General features: G+C 67.6%; 15 protein-coding genes. 9 read left to right on the top strand and 6 right to left on the bottom strand.

Going from position 1 to position 14,521, the window contains the following annotated elements; translation table 11 throughout:
• The first annotated feature begins 5 nt into the window (after positions 1-5).
• From P0084_RS00190 to P0084_RS00175, 4 genes are all read left to right on the top strand, one after another.
• Complete coding sequence (locus P0084_RS00190; RefSeq protein WP_308914783.1) at positions 6-1,025, top strand: ligase-associated DNA damage response exonuclease; 1,020 nt, start codon at positions 6-8, stop codon at positions 1,023-1,025.
• Entirely contained in the window at positions 1,022-1,933 is a 912-nt protein-coding gene (locus P0084_RS00185) for an alpha/beta hydrolase fold domain-containing protein (RefSeq protein ID WP_308914782.1), read from the top strand. Before P0084_RS00190 ends, P0084_RS00185 begins: the two co-directional genes overlap by 4 nt.
• A 232-nt stretch (positions 1,934-2,165) precedes the next feature.
• Positions 2,166-2,810: an alpha/beta hydrolase gene (locus tag P0084_RS00180; protein WP_308914781.1), complete on the top strand. Its 645-nt coding sequence runs from the start codon at positions 2,166-2,168 to the stop codon at positions 2,808-2,810.
• Positions 2,807-4,429 (top strand): ATP-dependent DNA ligase, encoded by a 1,623-nt coding sequence (locus tag P0084_RS00175; RefSeq protein WP_308914780.1) that lies wholly within the window; start codon positions 2,807-2,809, stop codon positions 4,427-4,429. Before P0084_RS00180 ends, P0084_RS00175 begins: the two co-directional genes overlap by 4 nt.
• On the opposite strand, the gene P0084_RS00170 is transcribed toward P0084_RS00175, so the two are convergent.
• Entirely contained in the window at positions 4,426-5,907 is a 1,482-nt protein-coding gene (locus P0084_RS00170) for a hybrid sensor histidine kinase/response regulator (protein ID WP_308914779.1), read from the bottom strand. The two genes, P0084_RS00175 and P0084_RS00170, sit on opposite strands and share 4 nt — an antisense overlap.
• A complete protein-coding gene (locus P0084_RS00165; protein ID WP_308914778.1) occupies positions 5,904-7,805 on the bottom strand; it encodes an AMP-binding protein in 1,902 nt (633 codons plus the stop codon). Before P0084_RS00165 ends, P0084_RS00170 begins: the two co-directional genes overlap by 4 nt.
• 106 nt (positions 7,806-7,911) lie before the next feature.
• Between P0084_RS00165 and P0084_RS00160 the strand changes: the two genes are divergently transcribed.
• The 4 genes from P0084_RS00160 to nthA are packed head-to-tail and all read left to right on the top strand — an operon-like array spanning position 7,912 to position 9,598.
• Entirely contained in the window at positions 7,912-8,340 is a 429-nt protein-coding gene (locus tag P0084_RS00160; RefSeq protein ID WP_308914777.1) for a protein tyrosine phosphatase family protein, read from the top strand.
• Positions 8,341-8,372: 32 nt separating this feature from the next.
• On the top strand, positions 8,373-8,678 hold the full coding sequence (locus tag P0084_RS00155; RefSeq protein ID WP_308914776.1) for an SH3-like domain-containing protein: 306 nt from the start codon (positions 8,373-8,375) through the stop codon (positions 8,676-8,678).
• Between the two features lies 1 nt (position 8,679).
• The gene (locus P0084_RS00150) at positions 8,680-8,958 is read left to right on the top strand and encodes an SH3-like domain-containing protein (RefSeq protein ID WP_308915049.1); all 279 of its coding nucleotides are present in this window, start codon (positions 8,680-8,682) and stop codon (positions 8,956-8,958) included.
• On the top strand, positions 8,948-9,598 hold the full coding sequence (gene nthA / locus P0084_RS00145; RefSeq protein ID WP_308914775.1) for a nitrile hydratase subunit alpha: 651 nt from the start codon (positions 8,948-8,950) through the stop codon (positions 9,596-9,598). The genes P0084_RS00150 and nthA overlap by 11 nt, the downstream gene beginning before the upstream one ends.
• 91 nt (positions 9,599-9,689) lie before the next feature.
• Here the strand turns inward: nthA and P0084_RS00140 are convergent, their stop codons facing one another.
• From P0084_RS00140 to P0084_RS00125, 4 genes are all read right to left on the bottom strand, one after another.
• Positions 9,690-10,502, bottom strand: coding sequence for a VPLPA-CTERM sorting domain-containing protein (locus P0084_RS00140; RefSeq protein ID WP_308914774.1), 813 nt, complete (start codon positions 10,500-10,502; stop codon positions 9,690-9,692).
• Positions 10,503-10,634: 132 nt separating this feature from the next.
• Entirely contained in the window at positions 10,635-10,733 is a 99-nt protein-coding gene (locus tag P0084_RS00135) for a DUF2474 family protein (protein WP_308914773.1), read from the bottom strand.
• 1 nt (position 10,734) lies between these two features.
• Positions 10,735-11,766 carry a cytochrome d ubiquinol oxidase subunit II gene (gene cydB / locus P0084_RS00130; RefSeq protein WP_308914772.1) on the bottom strand — a complete coding sequence of 344 codons (1,032 nt, stop codon included), beginning with the start codon at positions 11,764-11,766 and terminating at the stop codon, positions 10,735-10,737.
• Positions 11,767-11,770: 4 nt separating this feature from the next.
• Complete coding sequence (locus tag P0084_RS00125) at positions 11,771-13,222, bottom strand: cytochrome ubiquinol oxidase subunit I (RefSeq protein ID WP_308914771.1); 1,452 nt, start codon at positions 13,220-13,222, stop codon at positions 11,771-11,773.
• A 113-nt stretch (positions 13,223-13,335) separates the two neighbouring features.
• Here P0084_RS00125 and P0084_RS00120 point away from each other — a divergent pair, with 113 nt between their 5' ends.
• Complete coding sequence (locus P0084_RS00120; RefSeq protein ID WP_308914770.1) at positions 13,336-14,394, top strand: serine hydrolase domain-containing protein; 1,059 nt, start codon at positions 13,336-13,338, stop codon at positions 14,392-14,394.
• The last annotated feature ends 127 nt before the right edge of the window (positions 14,395-14,521 follow it).

The raw sequence follows: 14,521 nt of genomic DNA, 5'->3' as shown, positions 1-14,521 counted from the left end.
GCGCCATGGTGCTGGAATTCAGGGACGAGGGGATCTTCTGTCCCGCCGGAGACTTCTACATCGATCCGTGGCGGCCCGTGCCGCGTGCGTTGATAACGCATGGCCACGCCGACCATTCCTATCCCGGGCATGGCCGCTATCTGGCCACGCAGGCGGCGCTGCCCGTCATGCGGCACCGTTTGGGCGACATTCGCGCGGAGGACATCACGTACGGCGAGGTCCGCCGTATCGGGGATGTCGACGTCACGTTCTTCCCCGCAGGGCACGTTCCGGGTTCGGCGCAGATCCGCGTCGAGCACCGAGGCGAGGTCTGGGTCGTATCGGGTGATTACAAGACCGGTCCGGATGCGCTGTCCGAACCATGGGAGCCCGTGGCCTGCCATGCCTTCGTGACGGAATGCACCTTTGGCCTGCCGATCTTCAAATGGCTGCCGGAGGCGGAGTTGTCCCGCCAGTTGAACGCATGGTGGTCGGTCAACGCCGCGGACGGACGGTTCAGCGTGATCGGTGCCTATGCGCTCGGGAAAGCCCAACGGATCATGTCGATGGTGGACCCCGGCATCGGCCCCATCCTGACTCACGGTGCCGTCGAGAACACGAACGCCGTCCTTCGGGAGCAGGGCGTGATCCTGCCCGATACGGTACGCGTGACTAAGGACATCGACTTGAAGGCCCATGCGGGAGGACTGGTCATCGCGCCGCCATCCGCCCTGGCGGGGGGATGGATCCGCAAGTTCGGTCCCTGTTCCACGGGCATCGCGTCGGGTTGGATGACGATGCGCGGCGTCCGGCGCAGGCGAGCCGCAGATCGTGGGTTCGTGATCTCGGACCATGCGGACTGGGCCGGCCTGAACCATGCGGTCCGCGAGACTGGGGCGTCGCGCATCTTCGTCACCCATGGCTATACGACGGTGTTCGAGCGGTGGCTGCGGGATCAGGGATTCGACGCGCACACCGTCAGCACAGAATACCAGGGCGAGGCGCTGGACGCGGATGCCGACGCGGACGTGGCCGACGCGGCATGATGGAAGCGCGTTACGATGCCGACACCGTTGGGGCGGTGCTGCTGGGCATGGCCTCCAAATGGGTCGCGCGCCCACTCTTAATGCTGCCCTGGCCGTGGTGGGTGTTTCGCGCCGCCTTCGCAATGGTCACGCCTCGCCGCCGAGCCGCCGGGCTGACCGTCGAATGGCGGGACGTTGGAGGGGTACCGTGTCGTATCGCATCGCCGGGGCCTGCCGCCCCCGCACTGGTATGGTGCCACGGCGGGGCCTTCGTCGCTGGCTCCCCGAACAGCCATGCACGCATAACCGACCGGATCGCTCGGCGCGGATTTCGGGTCGTGGTTCCGCGCTATCGCCTCGCACCGGAACATCCCTTCCCGGCTGGATTCCAGGACTGCCTCGCCGTCGCGGGCGCCATGTCTGGGCGGGAACCCATCGCCCTCGGCGGCGACAGCGCGGGCGCGACCCTCGCGGCATCCGTGCTCGCGCGCTTGCTGTTAGCAGCTACGCCGCCCGTGGCGGTCGCGCTGATCGCCCCCGCGGCCGAACTCGACCCGGCCCGTCGCATCGCCACAGGCGCCGATCCTATGTTCCTGTCCGTACCGATGCTGCAGCGCATCTTGGACGCCTATGCGCCCGGCGCGGATCCGTCGGACCCGGATCTGTCCCCTGGGCAGGCCGCGTTCCCCGCCTGCCCGCCCGTGACCATCCATTGCTCCGCCGGCGAGCTTCTGGAAGAGGATAGCCTCCGCCTCGGGGCCGCGATGGAGGCCGGAGGGGGCGCGGTCACGTTGGTTCGCGGCAGGGGACTGCCGCACGCCTGGCACCTCGCCGCAGGCTTCCTGCGCGTCGCCGATGACGCCCTCTCCGACTTGGGGGACTTCCTCGCCTCCCATGGGACCCCGAATGGAACCCCCCTCGATGCATGAGGAGGTGATATACGACGCGGGCCATTGGCGTGACAGGATGGCCACCCTGGTCGCGCGCGGCATCGTGAGACCCTCCCTTGCCGTCCCCACACCCTGGTCGATTCGCCGCCGGTTCATGGACATGGCCGCCCGGGGCCGTCCCAGGACGCCCGACGTCGTGGTACGGGAAAGGACGATCGCCGGCATTCCCTGCCGAGTTTCGCAGCCCTCCGCCCCGACGGACACCCGTCCGATGATCTGGATACACGGGGGCGGCTTCGTGATGTGCTCGCCCGACACGCACGCACCCCTGATCGATGCGGTGACACGCCAATCGAACCGAACGGTCGTCGCCCCGCGATACCGTTTGGCGCCCGAACATCCGTTCCCCGCCGGATGGGAGGATTGCCGTGCGGTGCTGGACGACCTGGGGGACTGCGACCTCGGCGGCGACAGCGCCGGCGCCAACATCGCGCTGTCCCTTGCGGCCACCCGGCCCGCGAGGATCGCCCAAATGGTCCTTCTGTCGCCGCCGGTCGACCTCGATCCGACCCGTCCGGTACCCGAAGGGTCCGATGACATGATCTTTCCGCCTTCGGTCCTCCGCCGCTTCCTTGCCGCCTATCTCCCTCCCAACGTCGACCCGCGTGATCCACGTGCCTCGCCCATCCATGCCGAGTGGACCGACCCGCCACGCACCCTGATCCAGATCGCCGAGGGCGAGATGATGGAGGGTGATGCGGATGCCGTCGCACGCCGCTTGGCGGAGGCCGGGGCGTCGGTTCGCGTCGAGCGATGGCGCGGCGTTCCGCACGATTGGCAGATGATGGTCGGACTGACGCCCGCGGCCGATGCCGCCATCGCGTCGATCGGTCGGTTCCTGCGGGTGACGGGATGAAGCGGTTCGCTCGGCTGTTCAACGAACTGGACCAGACGACGAAGACGTCGCGCAAGACCGCCGCCCTCGCGTCCTACTTCCGGGAGGCGGACGATCCCGACAAGCTATGGACCATCGCGCTCCTATCCGGACGCCGCCCGAAACGCACCGTCACCGCGAACCGTCTGGCCGAATGGGGGGCCAACCTGGCCGGGTTGCCGATGTGGCTGTTCCAGGAAAGCTATGACAAGGTCGGCGATCTCGCTGAAACGATCCACCTCGTCCTGCCCGACCCGACACGCGCCAGCGACCGCCCCCTGTCCGGTTGGATCGACGAAATACGTGCATTGTCGGACGTCGAGGACGACGCGAAGCGGACCGCGATCCTGGAAGCGTGGGACCGCCTCGGTGGCGTCGAACGGTTCATATACAACAAGCTGATCACCGGTGGCTTTCGTGTGGGCGTCAGTCAGAAGCTGATGACGCGCGCACTGGCCCAGGCGACCGATATACCGGAAACGGAGCTGGCACACCGGCTGATGGGGAACTGGGCACCGGGCACCACGACCTTCGCCGGCCTCGTGACGCATCCCGATCCGGAAGCAGACCTGTCCCGACCCTATCCGTTCTGCCTAGCCCATGGGATCGACAACGCGCCGGGCTACGACCCCCAGGAAGGGCCCGCGATCCTCGGCGACCCGTCGGACTGGCTGGCGGAATGGAAATGGGACGGCATACGGGGGCAACTGATCCTGCGCGACGGCAAGCATTACCTGTGGTCCCGGGGCGAGGAGCTGATGACCGACCGCTTCCCGGAATTCGCGCGGTGCATCGATTTCCTGCCCCCCGGGACGGTGCTGGACGGAGAGATCCTGGCGTGGGACGCGGAGGCGGGCCAGCCCATGCGCTTCGCCGCCCTCCAGCGACGCATCGGGCGCAAGACCGTGCCGAAGTCGCTGTTGAAGGACGCGCCCGCGGTCCTCTTCGCCTACGACCTGCTGGAAGACGGAGGTGAAGATATCCGCGAACGGCCCCTGCGGGAGCGCCGCTCGAGGCTGGAGGCACTGCTCCGGAACCTTCCAGCGGCGGCACCCATCCGCACCTCGCCCATGATCCCGTTCGCCGGGTGGGACGAACTCGCCGAAGCGCGCCGAGAGTCCCGCGACCGTCAGGCGGAAGGGATCATGCTGAAGCGACTGAGCAGCCCCTTCCACGTCGGACGCAAACGTGGCGATTGGTGGAAGTGGAAGCTGGACCCGCTCAGCCTGGACGCGGTGATGGTGTATGCGCAGGCGGGGCATGGGCGCCGGGCGAACCTTTATACGGATTTCACGTTCGCCGTTTGGAAGGGGAACGAACTCGTCCCCTTCACGAAGGCCTACAGTGGCCTCACGGACGCGGAGTTCCGCAAGATCACCGCTTGGGTCCGCAAGAACACGTTGGCCCGGTTCGGCCCCGTCCGGCAAGTAACCCCGGAACAGGTGTTCGAGATCGGCTTCGAGGGGATCCAGGCATCCCCCCGGCACAAATCCGGTGTCGCGCTGCGATTCCCGCGCATGCTGCGATGGCGGCACGACAAGACGGTCCAGGACGCGGACAGCCATGCGACGCTGATGCGGATGCTGGAAACGTATGGCTAGTGTGGGGTCATCCCGTCCGTGACGACCGCCAGCTCGGCCCGCAATCGACCCAACGCGTTCAGACACTGCGTTCCGAGTGCATCCAGATCGCCTGTCCCTCCGTCATGGGCGGCAGCGTTCAGTGCCCGGGCCGCGGTCTGCGTCGGCACACCGCCGACGGCGCCCGCCAGCGACAGCAGGATATGGGTCTGGAACCGCGTCGCGGGCTTGTCGCCTCCGTTCAACGCCGTCGTCAGTTCCGCTTCGGCGTCACGCAAATCTTGGGTCAACCGGATCAGGACCTCTTCGGCATGAACGGGTCCGGCGGCTTGGAGAAGCTCGGCCAGCATGATCGGGCTGAGCGGGGCGGATGCCTCCGGTTGCCAATGGGGAACGGCCGGCAGCTCGCGCAGGATGCTGTCGAGGATGCGACCGAACGTTCGCCGATCCGGGACCGGCTTGTCGATGACGCCGTCGGCCCCCTCCTCCAGGATGGCATCCCTCACCTGACGGGATATGTGTGCGGTCGTCGCGATCATGGGCAGGGGCGGTGCGACGCCCTTCGCTTGCCGAAGGCGCTCCGCCCGGATGACCTCGCGTCCGGACAGCATGGGCATCTCGATGTCGATCAGGGCGAGGTCGAACCGTTCGCGTGCCAGCCAGTTCAGCGCCACCACCCCGTCCGCGGCCGTTTCGCACGCGGCACCCATCTGTTCCAACATCCCGACGAACACGGTCCGCACCGTATCGCTGTCGTCGGCGACGAGGACGCGCATGCCGGTCAGATCGACTCCGACGTCCTCCTCCGAGGGGCGCAGGATGTGCAGGTCCCCCAATTCGAGCGTCACGATCGCACCCCCATCGGGATCGTTCCGCGCGGTCAGCGTACCGCCGATCTCCCTCGAATGGCCGGCGGCGATGTGCAGCCCCAAGCCGGATCCGGTCGATCCGGCACCCCTGGTGCCGCTGCCGAAAAGGTTCGGAAGGATGTCTGGGGGAAAGCCGGGGCCATCGTCCCGTATCGTCAGGACGATCCGATCGGCGGTGGGCGCACGGACGTCGATGTCGATCCGGCCACGGGCATGCCGCAGCGCATTCGACAACACGTTGTCGACGATCCGCCGCAATCCGAGGTGACGGGTCTGCACGACGCGGGGAACATCGTCCGCAACCCGCAACCCGATGGTCACGCCAAGGGGATCCGCGGCCCCGCGCCATCGGGCCATGACGTCGTCGAGGACCCTGCGCAGGTCTACGGCGGCGGGCGGTCGGTCGTCCGGCGGGCGATCGAGGCCGCCGTCCATCATCTCCTCCACCAAGCGGGACAGCAGTTCGGCGGCGGCGCGGACGCGTTCGACCTGGCGGACGGCGCCCGGCGCGAGCTTGCCATCGTCGAGCAGACGGACGCCCCCCACGATATCCGCCAGGGCGGCACGAACGTCGTGCGCCATCAAATCCATCGACGCAGGCTCGCGCGGTTGCGGCATCTCCCCCGTCATGGATCGTCGGCCCCCTTCGGATAGCCGAGGTTGCGAAGCGCCGCCGCGATCTCGGTTAGGATGGCGGGGTCGTCGATCGTGGCCGGGGTGGACCAGGGAGCGCCGTCGGCGATCTTCGTCATCACGCCGCGCAGGGTCTTTCCGGACCGTGTCTTCGGCAACCGGGGCACCACCGCGACGGACCGGAAGGCTGCGACCGGACCGATCCGGTCCCGGACCATCGCCACGCAGGCGGCCGGCACGTCGTCCGCCGACGCACCGGCGCCATCGTTCAGGCAGACCAGCCCGACGGGAACCTGGCCCTTGAGCGGATCGGCCGCCCCGATCACGGCGCATTCGGCCACGTGCGGATGGGCGGTCAGCACCTCCTCCATCGCGCCGGTGGACAGCCGATGCCCGGCCACGTTTATGACGTCGTCGGTGCGCGCCATGATCCAGAGGCATCCATCCTCGTCCAGGATCCCCGCATCGCCCGTGTCGTAGTATCCCGGATAGCTTGCGAGGTAGGAGGACCTGAACCGCTCCTCGGCGTTCCAAAGGGTCGGCAGGCAGCCGGGCGCCATCGGCAACTTGATCGCGACGCCGCCCAGTTCGCCCGCAAGGGCGGGCCGGCCGGTTTCGTCCAGGACCGCCACCTCGTATCCCGGCATAGGCACGCCGGGTGATCCGATCTTGATCGGCAGACGTTCGATCCCGATCGGATTGGCCGCGATCGCCCAGCCCGTTTCCGTCTGCCACCAATGATCGATCACGGGCTTGCCCGACACGCGCGCGATCCAGTCGACCGTCGGGGGATCGGCGCGTTCGCCGGCCAGGAAGATGTTCCGCAAGGCCGACAGATCCTGCCCACGCACCATGTCGCCATCCGGATCCGCACGACGCATCGCCCGGAAGGCCGTCGGCGCGGTGAAGAACGCGGCCACGCGGTGCCGGGCCATGATCCGCCAGAACGCGCCGGCGTCCGGGGTGCCGACGGGTTTCCCCTCGTATATGATCGACGTGCAGCCGTGGATCAGCGGGGCATAGACGATATAGCTGTGCCCCACGACCCAGCCCACGTCGGACGCCGCCCAGAAGACGTCGCCCGGTCGGCAATCGTAGATCGCGTCCATCGTCCAATCGAGTGCGACAAGATGACCGCCGGTCGGACGCACCACGCCCTTCGGCGCCCCGGTCGTCCCGGAGGTGTAGAGGATATAGGCCGGATGGTCCCCCCGGACGGGCACGCAGTCGGCTGGTTCGGCGCCCGCGATGGCGTCGAACCAATCCAACCAGCCGTCGCGAAGGGTGGCAGGTCCTGCATCGCGCTGCAACATCACGACCGTCGCGGGTCGATGAGACGCGATGTCGAGTGCCCCTTCCAGCAAGGGTCCGTAGGGAACCACCCGCAACGGCTCGATCCCGCAGGAGGCGGCCAGGATCACGGACGGTTCGGCGTCGTCGATCCGCAACGCGAGTTCACGGCTGGCGAAGCCGCCGAAGACGACCGAATGGATCGCACCGATACGGGCACAGGCCAACATCGCGATCACCGCTTCCGGCACCATCGGCATGTACACGAGGACGCGGTCCCCTACGCCCACGCCGTGGGCCGTCAACAAACCCGCGAGCCGCGACACGCGATCCTTCAGTTCCGCGTAGGTCAGGATCGCGCTGGCGTCCGTCACGGGGCTTTCGTGGATCAGCGCGGTCCGATCGCCCTGACCGGCCGCCACGTGGCGGTCCACCGCGTTCCAGCAACCGTTGACCATGCCATCTGCGAACCATTGCGGCGTAGTCCCATCGTCGTCGTGCAACGCCTTCGACGGAGGTGCAGACCAGTCGATCGAGCGGGCGGCGTGCATCCAGAACCCTTCCGGGTCCGCCTGCGCGTTCGCGTAGAGGTCATGGTAGCGCATCGTCCCCTCCCCGTCCGGCACCGCCGCGGACCGTATGCGCCGAGGCCCCGGCCGCGCAAGGCAAACCCCGCTTGACCCCGCTCCGCCCCGGGGGAAGGGTAATGGAATGGAACTGCGACCCTTGATCGACGGCGTGTCCGTCGCCCCCATGCTGGAACCCGGGGACATGGCCGTCCTGTCCGCGGGGGGCGTCGCCACCGTGATCTGCAACCGGCCCGACGCGGAGGTTCCGCCCTCGCACGCGATGGATGCGATGCGCATCGCGGCGGAGGCGGCGGGCCTGACCTTCGTCGCGAACCCGGTTGCCATGCCGGGCCTCACCGCGGATGCCGTCGACAAGCAGCGGGCGGCCTTGCAGGCCGCCGAAGGCGACGCGGTGGCATACTGCGCGTCCGGCACCCGGTCGGCGATCCTCTGGGCTTTGGCTTCTGCGGGCAAGGTACCCACCGCCGACATCCTGTCCCGCCTGGAGGCCGCGGGATACCCGATGCCCGGTCTCGGACCGCAGATTGACGCGATGGCGGCCCGATCGTGACGATGCCCGATCCAGGCCGCCGATGGCACGACATGGGCGGCAACGCCGCCGAACGGGTGCCGCGGGACGACTATGACTTCGCCCTGTGGGAGAAACGCGTCGATGCGCTCGTGATGATCGCGCAGGCTGCGGGTCTGATGACGGTCGATGGACTGCGCAGGGTCCTGGAGGACATGGGCGAGGACGCGTTCGAGACGATGACGTATTACGAGCGTTGGGTCGCGTCCCTGAACCAGAACCTTCTGGAAGAGGGCACCTATACCGTCGCCGAACTGGGCGCGCGGATGCGGGACGTGCGCGCGCGGGGCGACACCTATGGAACCGCGCAACGTGGTTGAGGTGGGCACCCGGGTGCGGGTCGCGGACATCGCCCCGCCGGGTCACGTCCGCACCCCCCATTACCTGCGAGGACGGGTTGGCGTGGTCGAGCGCGTCCTAGGCCCTTTCCCCAACCCGGAGGAGTTGGCGTACGGTCGTCGGACGACGCCACTGCCGCTCTATCGCGTGCGGTTCCCGATGGGCGAGTTATGGGCCGATGCGGAGCATCCCGGCGACACGTTGGAGGCGGAAATTTACGCGCACTGGCTTACGATCGAGGAGGATCCCGATGCCGCATGACGGCCACGATCCGCTCTCTCCGTCCGGGCATCCCTACAGGCCCGATCAGGACGAGCCGCTGACCTACTGGCAGTGCATGGAGATCGCAATTCGTGAACTCCTGGTCGAGAAGGGCGTGACGACGGACGCCGCAATTCGGGCTCAGGTCCAGACGATGGACGATCGCGGTCCCGCGCAAGGCGCGCGGGTCGTCGCCCGTGCCTGGGCTGATCCGGACTTCCATCATCGGCTGCGGTCCGACGGAAGCGCTGCCTGTCGCGAACTGGGGATCGAGGTAGGGCCGATGAAGCTGATCGCGGTCTCCAACACGCCCGACCTCCACAACGTGGTCGTGTGCACGTTATGCAGCTGTTATCCCCGTAACCTTCTGGGACTTCCCCCCGATTGGTACAAGTCACGCGAATATCGCAGCCGTACCGTTCGCGAACCTCGGGCGGTCCTGCGCGAATTCGGAACCACGCTGCCCGAAGGGGTGGCGGTCCGCGTCCACGACTCGACGGCCGACATGCGGTATCTAGTGGTCCCGATGCGTCCGGACGGCACCGAAGGTTGGACCGAAGGCGCGCTCGCGGCTTGCGTGACGCGCGACGCGATGATCGGCGTGGCGCAGGCCGCCCATCCGAAGTCCGACGGAATCTAGCGCCAGACCATCATGGGAACGCCCCCGCGCGGGGCAACGGCGAAGGCCCGCGATCTTGCGATCGCGGGCCAGCCGTATCCGTCATGATCGATCAGGCTATCGCACGGTTCCCGCGGAACCGACCCGCGGCGCCCAGGAAGCCCAGCCCCCCGAGCAGCAACGCGATGCCTGCCGGCAACGGAACGGGGGCGACGATGTCCCGGTCGGCGATCAAGGCCGCCGCACCGTCGAGGGTGAAGCCGTCGTTCACACCGGTCTCGATCGAGATCTGCGCGGACGTCACCTGCTGTCCGAAGTTGATCCGAACCAGTTGCGCCAGTCCGTTGCCGAACAATCCCGGATTGGTCGCGGTATCGTAGACCGTGGTCGTTCCACCGGCCAGGATCGACAGCGTGCGCTTCCCGACATCCGCGGCGTCGCGGACTGCGAACAGGAGGGTATCGAAGAGGCCGGACCCGCCATCCAGAGAAACGTCCCACAGGATGCCGCGCGTGTCGTTGGAATTCAGCGAGACGACACCGCCCGCCGGCAGGAGGTTGCCCTGTCCGTTGATGCTGCCGCTCTGTAAGGCCAATCCGGTACAACCGTTCGAAGCGCGGTCGTGCGATCCACAGGTCGTTCCCGACCCCGTTCCCCCGAGCGACGCGAAGGTGCCGACACGCGTACCGAGGGCACCGGCCAACTCGCCGAACCCACCGCCGGAGATGCTCGCGCCGACGCCGCCCGACGCGCCCTCGAAATTGCCCGACAGTTGGCTGCGAGTCTCGAAATCCTCGACCGTGGCGGAGGCGTTCAGCCCACCGGTGTAGTCACCGGCGGAGAACGTCTGGATCGTGACGGTCGCGGCGGACGCCGCGGACCCCATGGCCATGGCGAGCATGGCGGCCGTGATAAGAATGCGCATGATGGAAACCCTCGAACCAATCGTGACGATGGATCCACTAAGCACCCGCCGGATTTTCGATCAATTCGTAAGATGCATCGAACGGCGAACACATCGTATCCCGTTCGGCAACGGACCGGGCGGGACAGACGATCAGCCGATCCACAGCTTCAGGACCCAGGCCACCGCCCCCAACGTGCCCACGCTCGCGCACCAAAGGCCCACGAACCACGCGATGCGCCGCGCCCGCATGTCAGTGGTACCCGTCGTCGGGGTTTATCTTCCCGCGGAACACCCAATAGGCATAGGCCGTATAGGCCAGGATGATGGGCATCAGGATGCCCGCGCCGACCAGCATGAAGATCTGCGCGTTGCGGGGTGCCGCGGCTTCCCAAAGCGTGACCTGCGTCGGAACGATATAGGGAAACATGCAGATCCCCAAGCCGACAAAGCATAGGCCGAACAGCACCAGCGACAGCACGAAGGGCCGATACTCGTGGTTGTGGATCGTCAGCGATCGAAACATCAGCAGCGCCACGACGCCCACGGCCGCCGCCACTCCCCCCGCCATCGCCCACCCCACCCCGGTGAACCACCGCACGAAGTATCCGTCCTGCAGGAACGGCGTCCAAAGGCTGACGGTTCCGATGAATGCCAGCGTCGCCAGACCCAAGGGCCAGGCCCGCGCGCGCATCCGCTCCTGCAGATCCCCTTCGGTCTTCATGACCAGCCACGTCGCGCCGAGCAGCATGTAGCCCACCATCACGGCGACGCCGACCGTCAGGCTGAACGGGGTGAGCCAGTCCCACCAGCCGCCCGCATAGGCGCGCGCGCCCTCGTCCACGGTGATGCCCTGCAGGATCGCGCCCAGGATGATGCCCTGGCTCAGGGCCGCGACGGCCGATCCGCCGATGAACGCCAGATCCCAGACCCACTCCCACCGCTTCGTGCGCCAGCGGAACTCGAACGCCACGCCGCGGAAGATCAGCGCCAGCAGCATCGCGATGGCGGGGACGTACAGGGCGGGCAGGATCAGCGCGTATGCCAACGGGAACGCCGCGAAGAGGCCGCCGCCGCCCAGGATCAGCCAGGTCTCGTTGCCATCCCACACGGGGGCGACGCTGTTCATCATGACGTCGCGGTCGTGCTTCTTCGCCTCGACCACGAACAGCATCCCCAGGCCAAGGTCGAACCCGTCGAGGATGACATAGACGAGGACGGCGAACGCGATCACGAACGCCCAGACCACCGTCAGGTCGAAGCTGAACCCTTCCACGATCCCCATGGCGTCACTCCCCCGGAACGGCGTTGGGGCCGCCGCGCCGCGTGGCCTCCTCGGGCGCGGGCGTGATGCCCGCGGTCCTGATGGGCCCGTCGATGCTGTCCTTCAGCGGCTTCTCGTCGAACACCGGCGGCCGCGACATCAGGCGCAGGATATAGAACGTGCCCGCTCCGAACACCGCGAAGTAGATCACCACGAACGCGATCAGCGAGGCCGCCACCGCCGGCGCCTCCAGCGGCGCCACGCTGTCCGCCGTCCGCAGCAGGCCATAGACCGTGTAAGGCTGGCGTCCGACCTCCGTCGTGACCCAGCCCGCGAGGACGGCGATCAGGCCCGACGGGGCCATCACCAGGGCGGCACGGTGCAGCCAGTGGTCGTGGAACAGATCGCCCCGCAACCGGGCCCAGGCCGACCACAGGCCCACCGCGACCATCAGGAACCCCAACCCCACCATCACCCGGAACGACCAGAAGACCAGGAAGACCGGGGGCTGCTCGTCGTCGGGTATCGTGTCCAACCCGTCGGTCGGCGCGGTCAGGGACTTCTTCAGGACCAGCGATGCCAACCCGGGGATCCCCACGGCATAGTCCAGCGTCTGCGTCTCGTCGTTGGGGATGCCGAACAGATAGAGGGGCGCCCCCTCGGGGTGGGACTCGTAGTGTCCCTCCATCGCGTAGATCTTCGCAGGCTGATGCTCCAACGTGTTCAGGCCATGCTCGTGCCCCAGCACGACCTGCAGGGGTGCCACGATCACCGCCATCCACATGGCCATCGAGAACATGGTCTTCGTCGCCTCCGAGGGCCGCTCGCCCCGGGCCCGTCGCCGCAACAGATGATAGGCCCCGACCCCGCCCACGATGAACGCGGTGGTCAGATAGGCCGCCGTCAGCGTGTGCGTCAGGCGATAGGGGAAGGACGGATTGAAGATCACCTCCCAGAACGACGTGGCGATGAACTGCCCCGTGTCGGGGTCGATCTCGAACCCGGCGGGCGTGTGCATCCAGGAATTGACCGACAGGATCCAGAACGCGCTGATGAACGTTCCCACGGCAACGGCCCCGCAGGCGACCATATGCAGGGTCGGGCCGACCCGCTCCCGCCCGAACAACATGATTCCCAGGAAACCCGCCTCCAGGAAGAAGGCGGACAGCACCTCGTACGCCATGGGGGCGCCCAGGACCGGACCAGCCTTGTCGCTGAACACCGACCAGTTCGTCCCGAACTGATACGACATGACGATGCCCGACACGACGCCCATGGCAAAGGCCAGCGCGAAGATCTTCACCCAATAGCGGAACAGCTCCAGGTACTTGTGTTCCTTGGTCCACAGGTACAGCCCGTTGCAGACCGCCAGATAGCTCGCCAGGCCGATCGTGAAGGCGGGGAACAAGAAATGGAACGAGACCGTGAAGGCGAACTGGATCCGCGCCAGCATCACAGCATCGAGTGCGTCGAACATGCCAATCCCCGGCCTGCGGCCCGGATGGACCCAACGAGCCCTTGTTATCCCATCGCGATCCTCATTCACCCCCCAAAATTCCGACGAGCCCGCGGCGTATCGTCGAACCGCCGATGGCTGATGCGTTCGACGACGTCCGCCGCATCCTTGCGCGCGCGCTGACGCAGGCCGATCCGGCTCGCGCGTTGGCAGTGGCGCTGGCCCGCATCGAGCCGGACGGGTCCGAACGCGCGTGGCTCCAAGGCAGCGATGGCCCGGGCGGTCCCCCGGTCGGCGACGCGGCCCTCCGCTTCCGCGTCGCATCCGTGACGAAGATGGCGACCGCACGGACGGTGTTGGACGTGCTGCCGCCCGACGCTCCCGTCCCCGCGATCCCCGGCGCTTCGGTATCGCATTTGCTGTCGCATACGGCGGGGCTGTCCGACGAGGCCGGATACGTGGTCGAGCCGCCCGGCGATCCGTTCGCGCTTATACGGAAGGCCCGTACCGGAACGCGCCCGGGTGCCTTCTTCCGCTACTGCAACCTCGGCTACGTCCTCGCGGCGAACATGGCGGAACACGTGACCGGGGAAGGCTTCGACGTCCTGATGCGCCGTCACGTCCTCGATCCGGCCCGCATCGGCGGAGGCCCGAACTGGGCGGGCGTGCCGAACCGCGCCGCGCGCCTCGCGCTTTGGCAGTGGGACGGCGACCGATACGCCCGGCAGGTCGACGGGCCGGGCGGGGATTGGGACGCCGACTCGATCTGGCGCGACGGCGAGGGTCGCTCGCTCGCGAGTTGGAAGCCGGGACAGGCCGCGTGGTTCTCGCCGCAAGGGGGCCTCCGCCTGAACGTGATCGAGATGGCGCGCCTGGTCCGGATGGTGGCGGTTGACGACCGCATGGCCCGGCCGGCCTGGCGCTTCGACGGGCGCAACGGGATGGATGGCGGCGGACTGTTCCGCGCCGTGGGCCAGGGGCTGACCCTCTACGACGGGCACCCGGAATTGCCGGGGCTCCTCGTCGGCCACGCCGGCCATGCGCTAGGGTTCACCGGCGGCGCGTGGCATAAGCCGGACGGCACGTGCTGGGCCTATGCCATCCTGGGCGGGCCGGACCTCACCGACGGCATGGGGGACGAAGTGTTCTATCGCGGGATCGAACGCGAGGTCATGGTCGCCATCGCCCGCTGATCGGGCAGCCGGCATCCCTACCGCGACGTTAGAGCGCTTTTCCGCCGCAGGCGCTTGCATCCGGGCCGAAAGGGGCTCCAAGCTTTATGCATAACGACAGGGGCGAAGCGCCCGACAGAACCATGCA

Origin of the sequence: Jannaschia maritima (assembly GCF_030973515.1) — a bacterium.
Classification (GTDB): Bacteria; Pseudomonadota; Alphaproteobacteria; order Rhodobacterales; family Rhodobacteraceae; genus Jannaschia; species Jannaschia maritima.
Note: the sequence above shows the minus strand (reverse complement) of the source record. Positions and strands in the feature narration are given on the sequence as shown.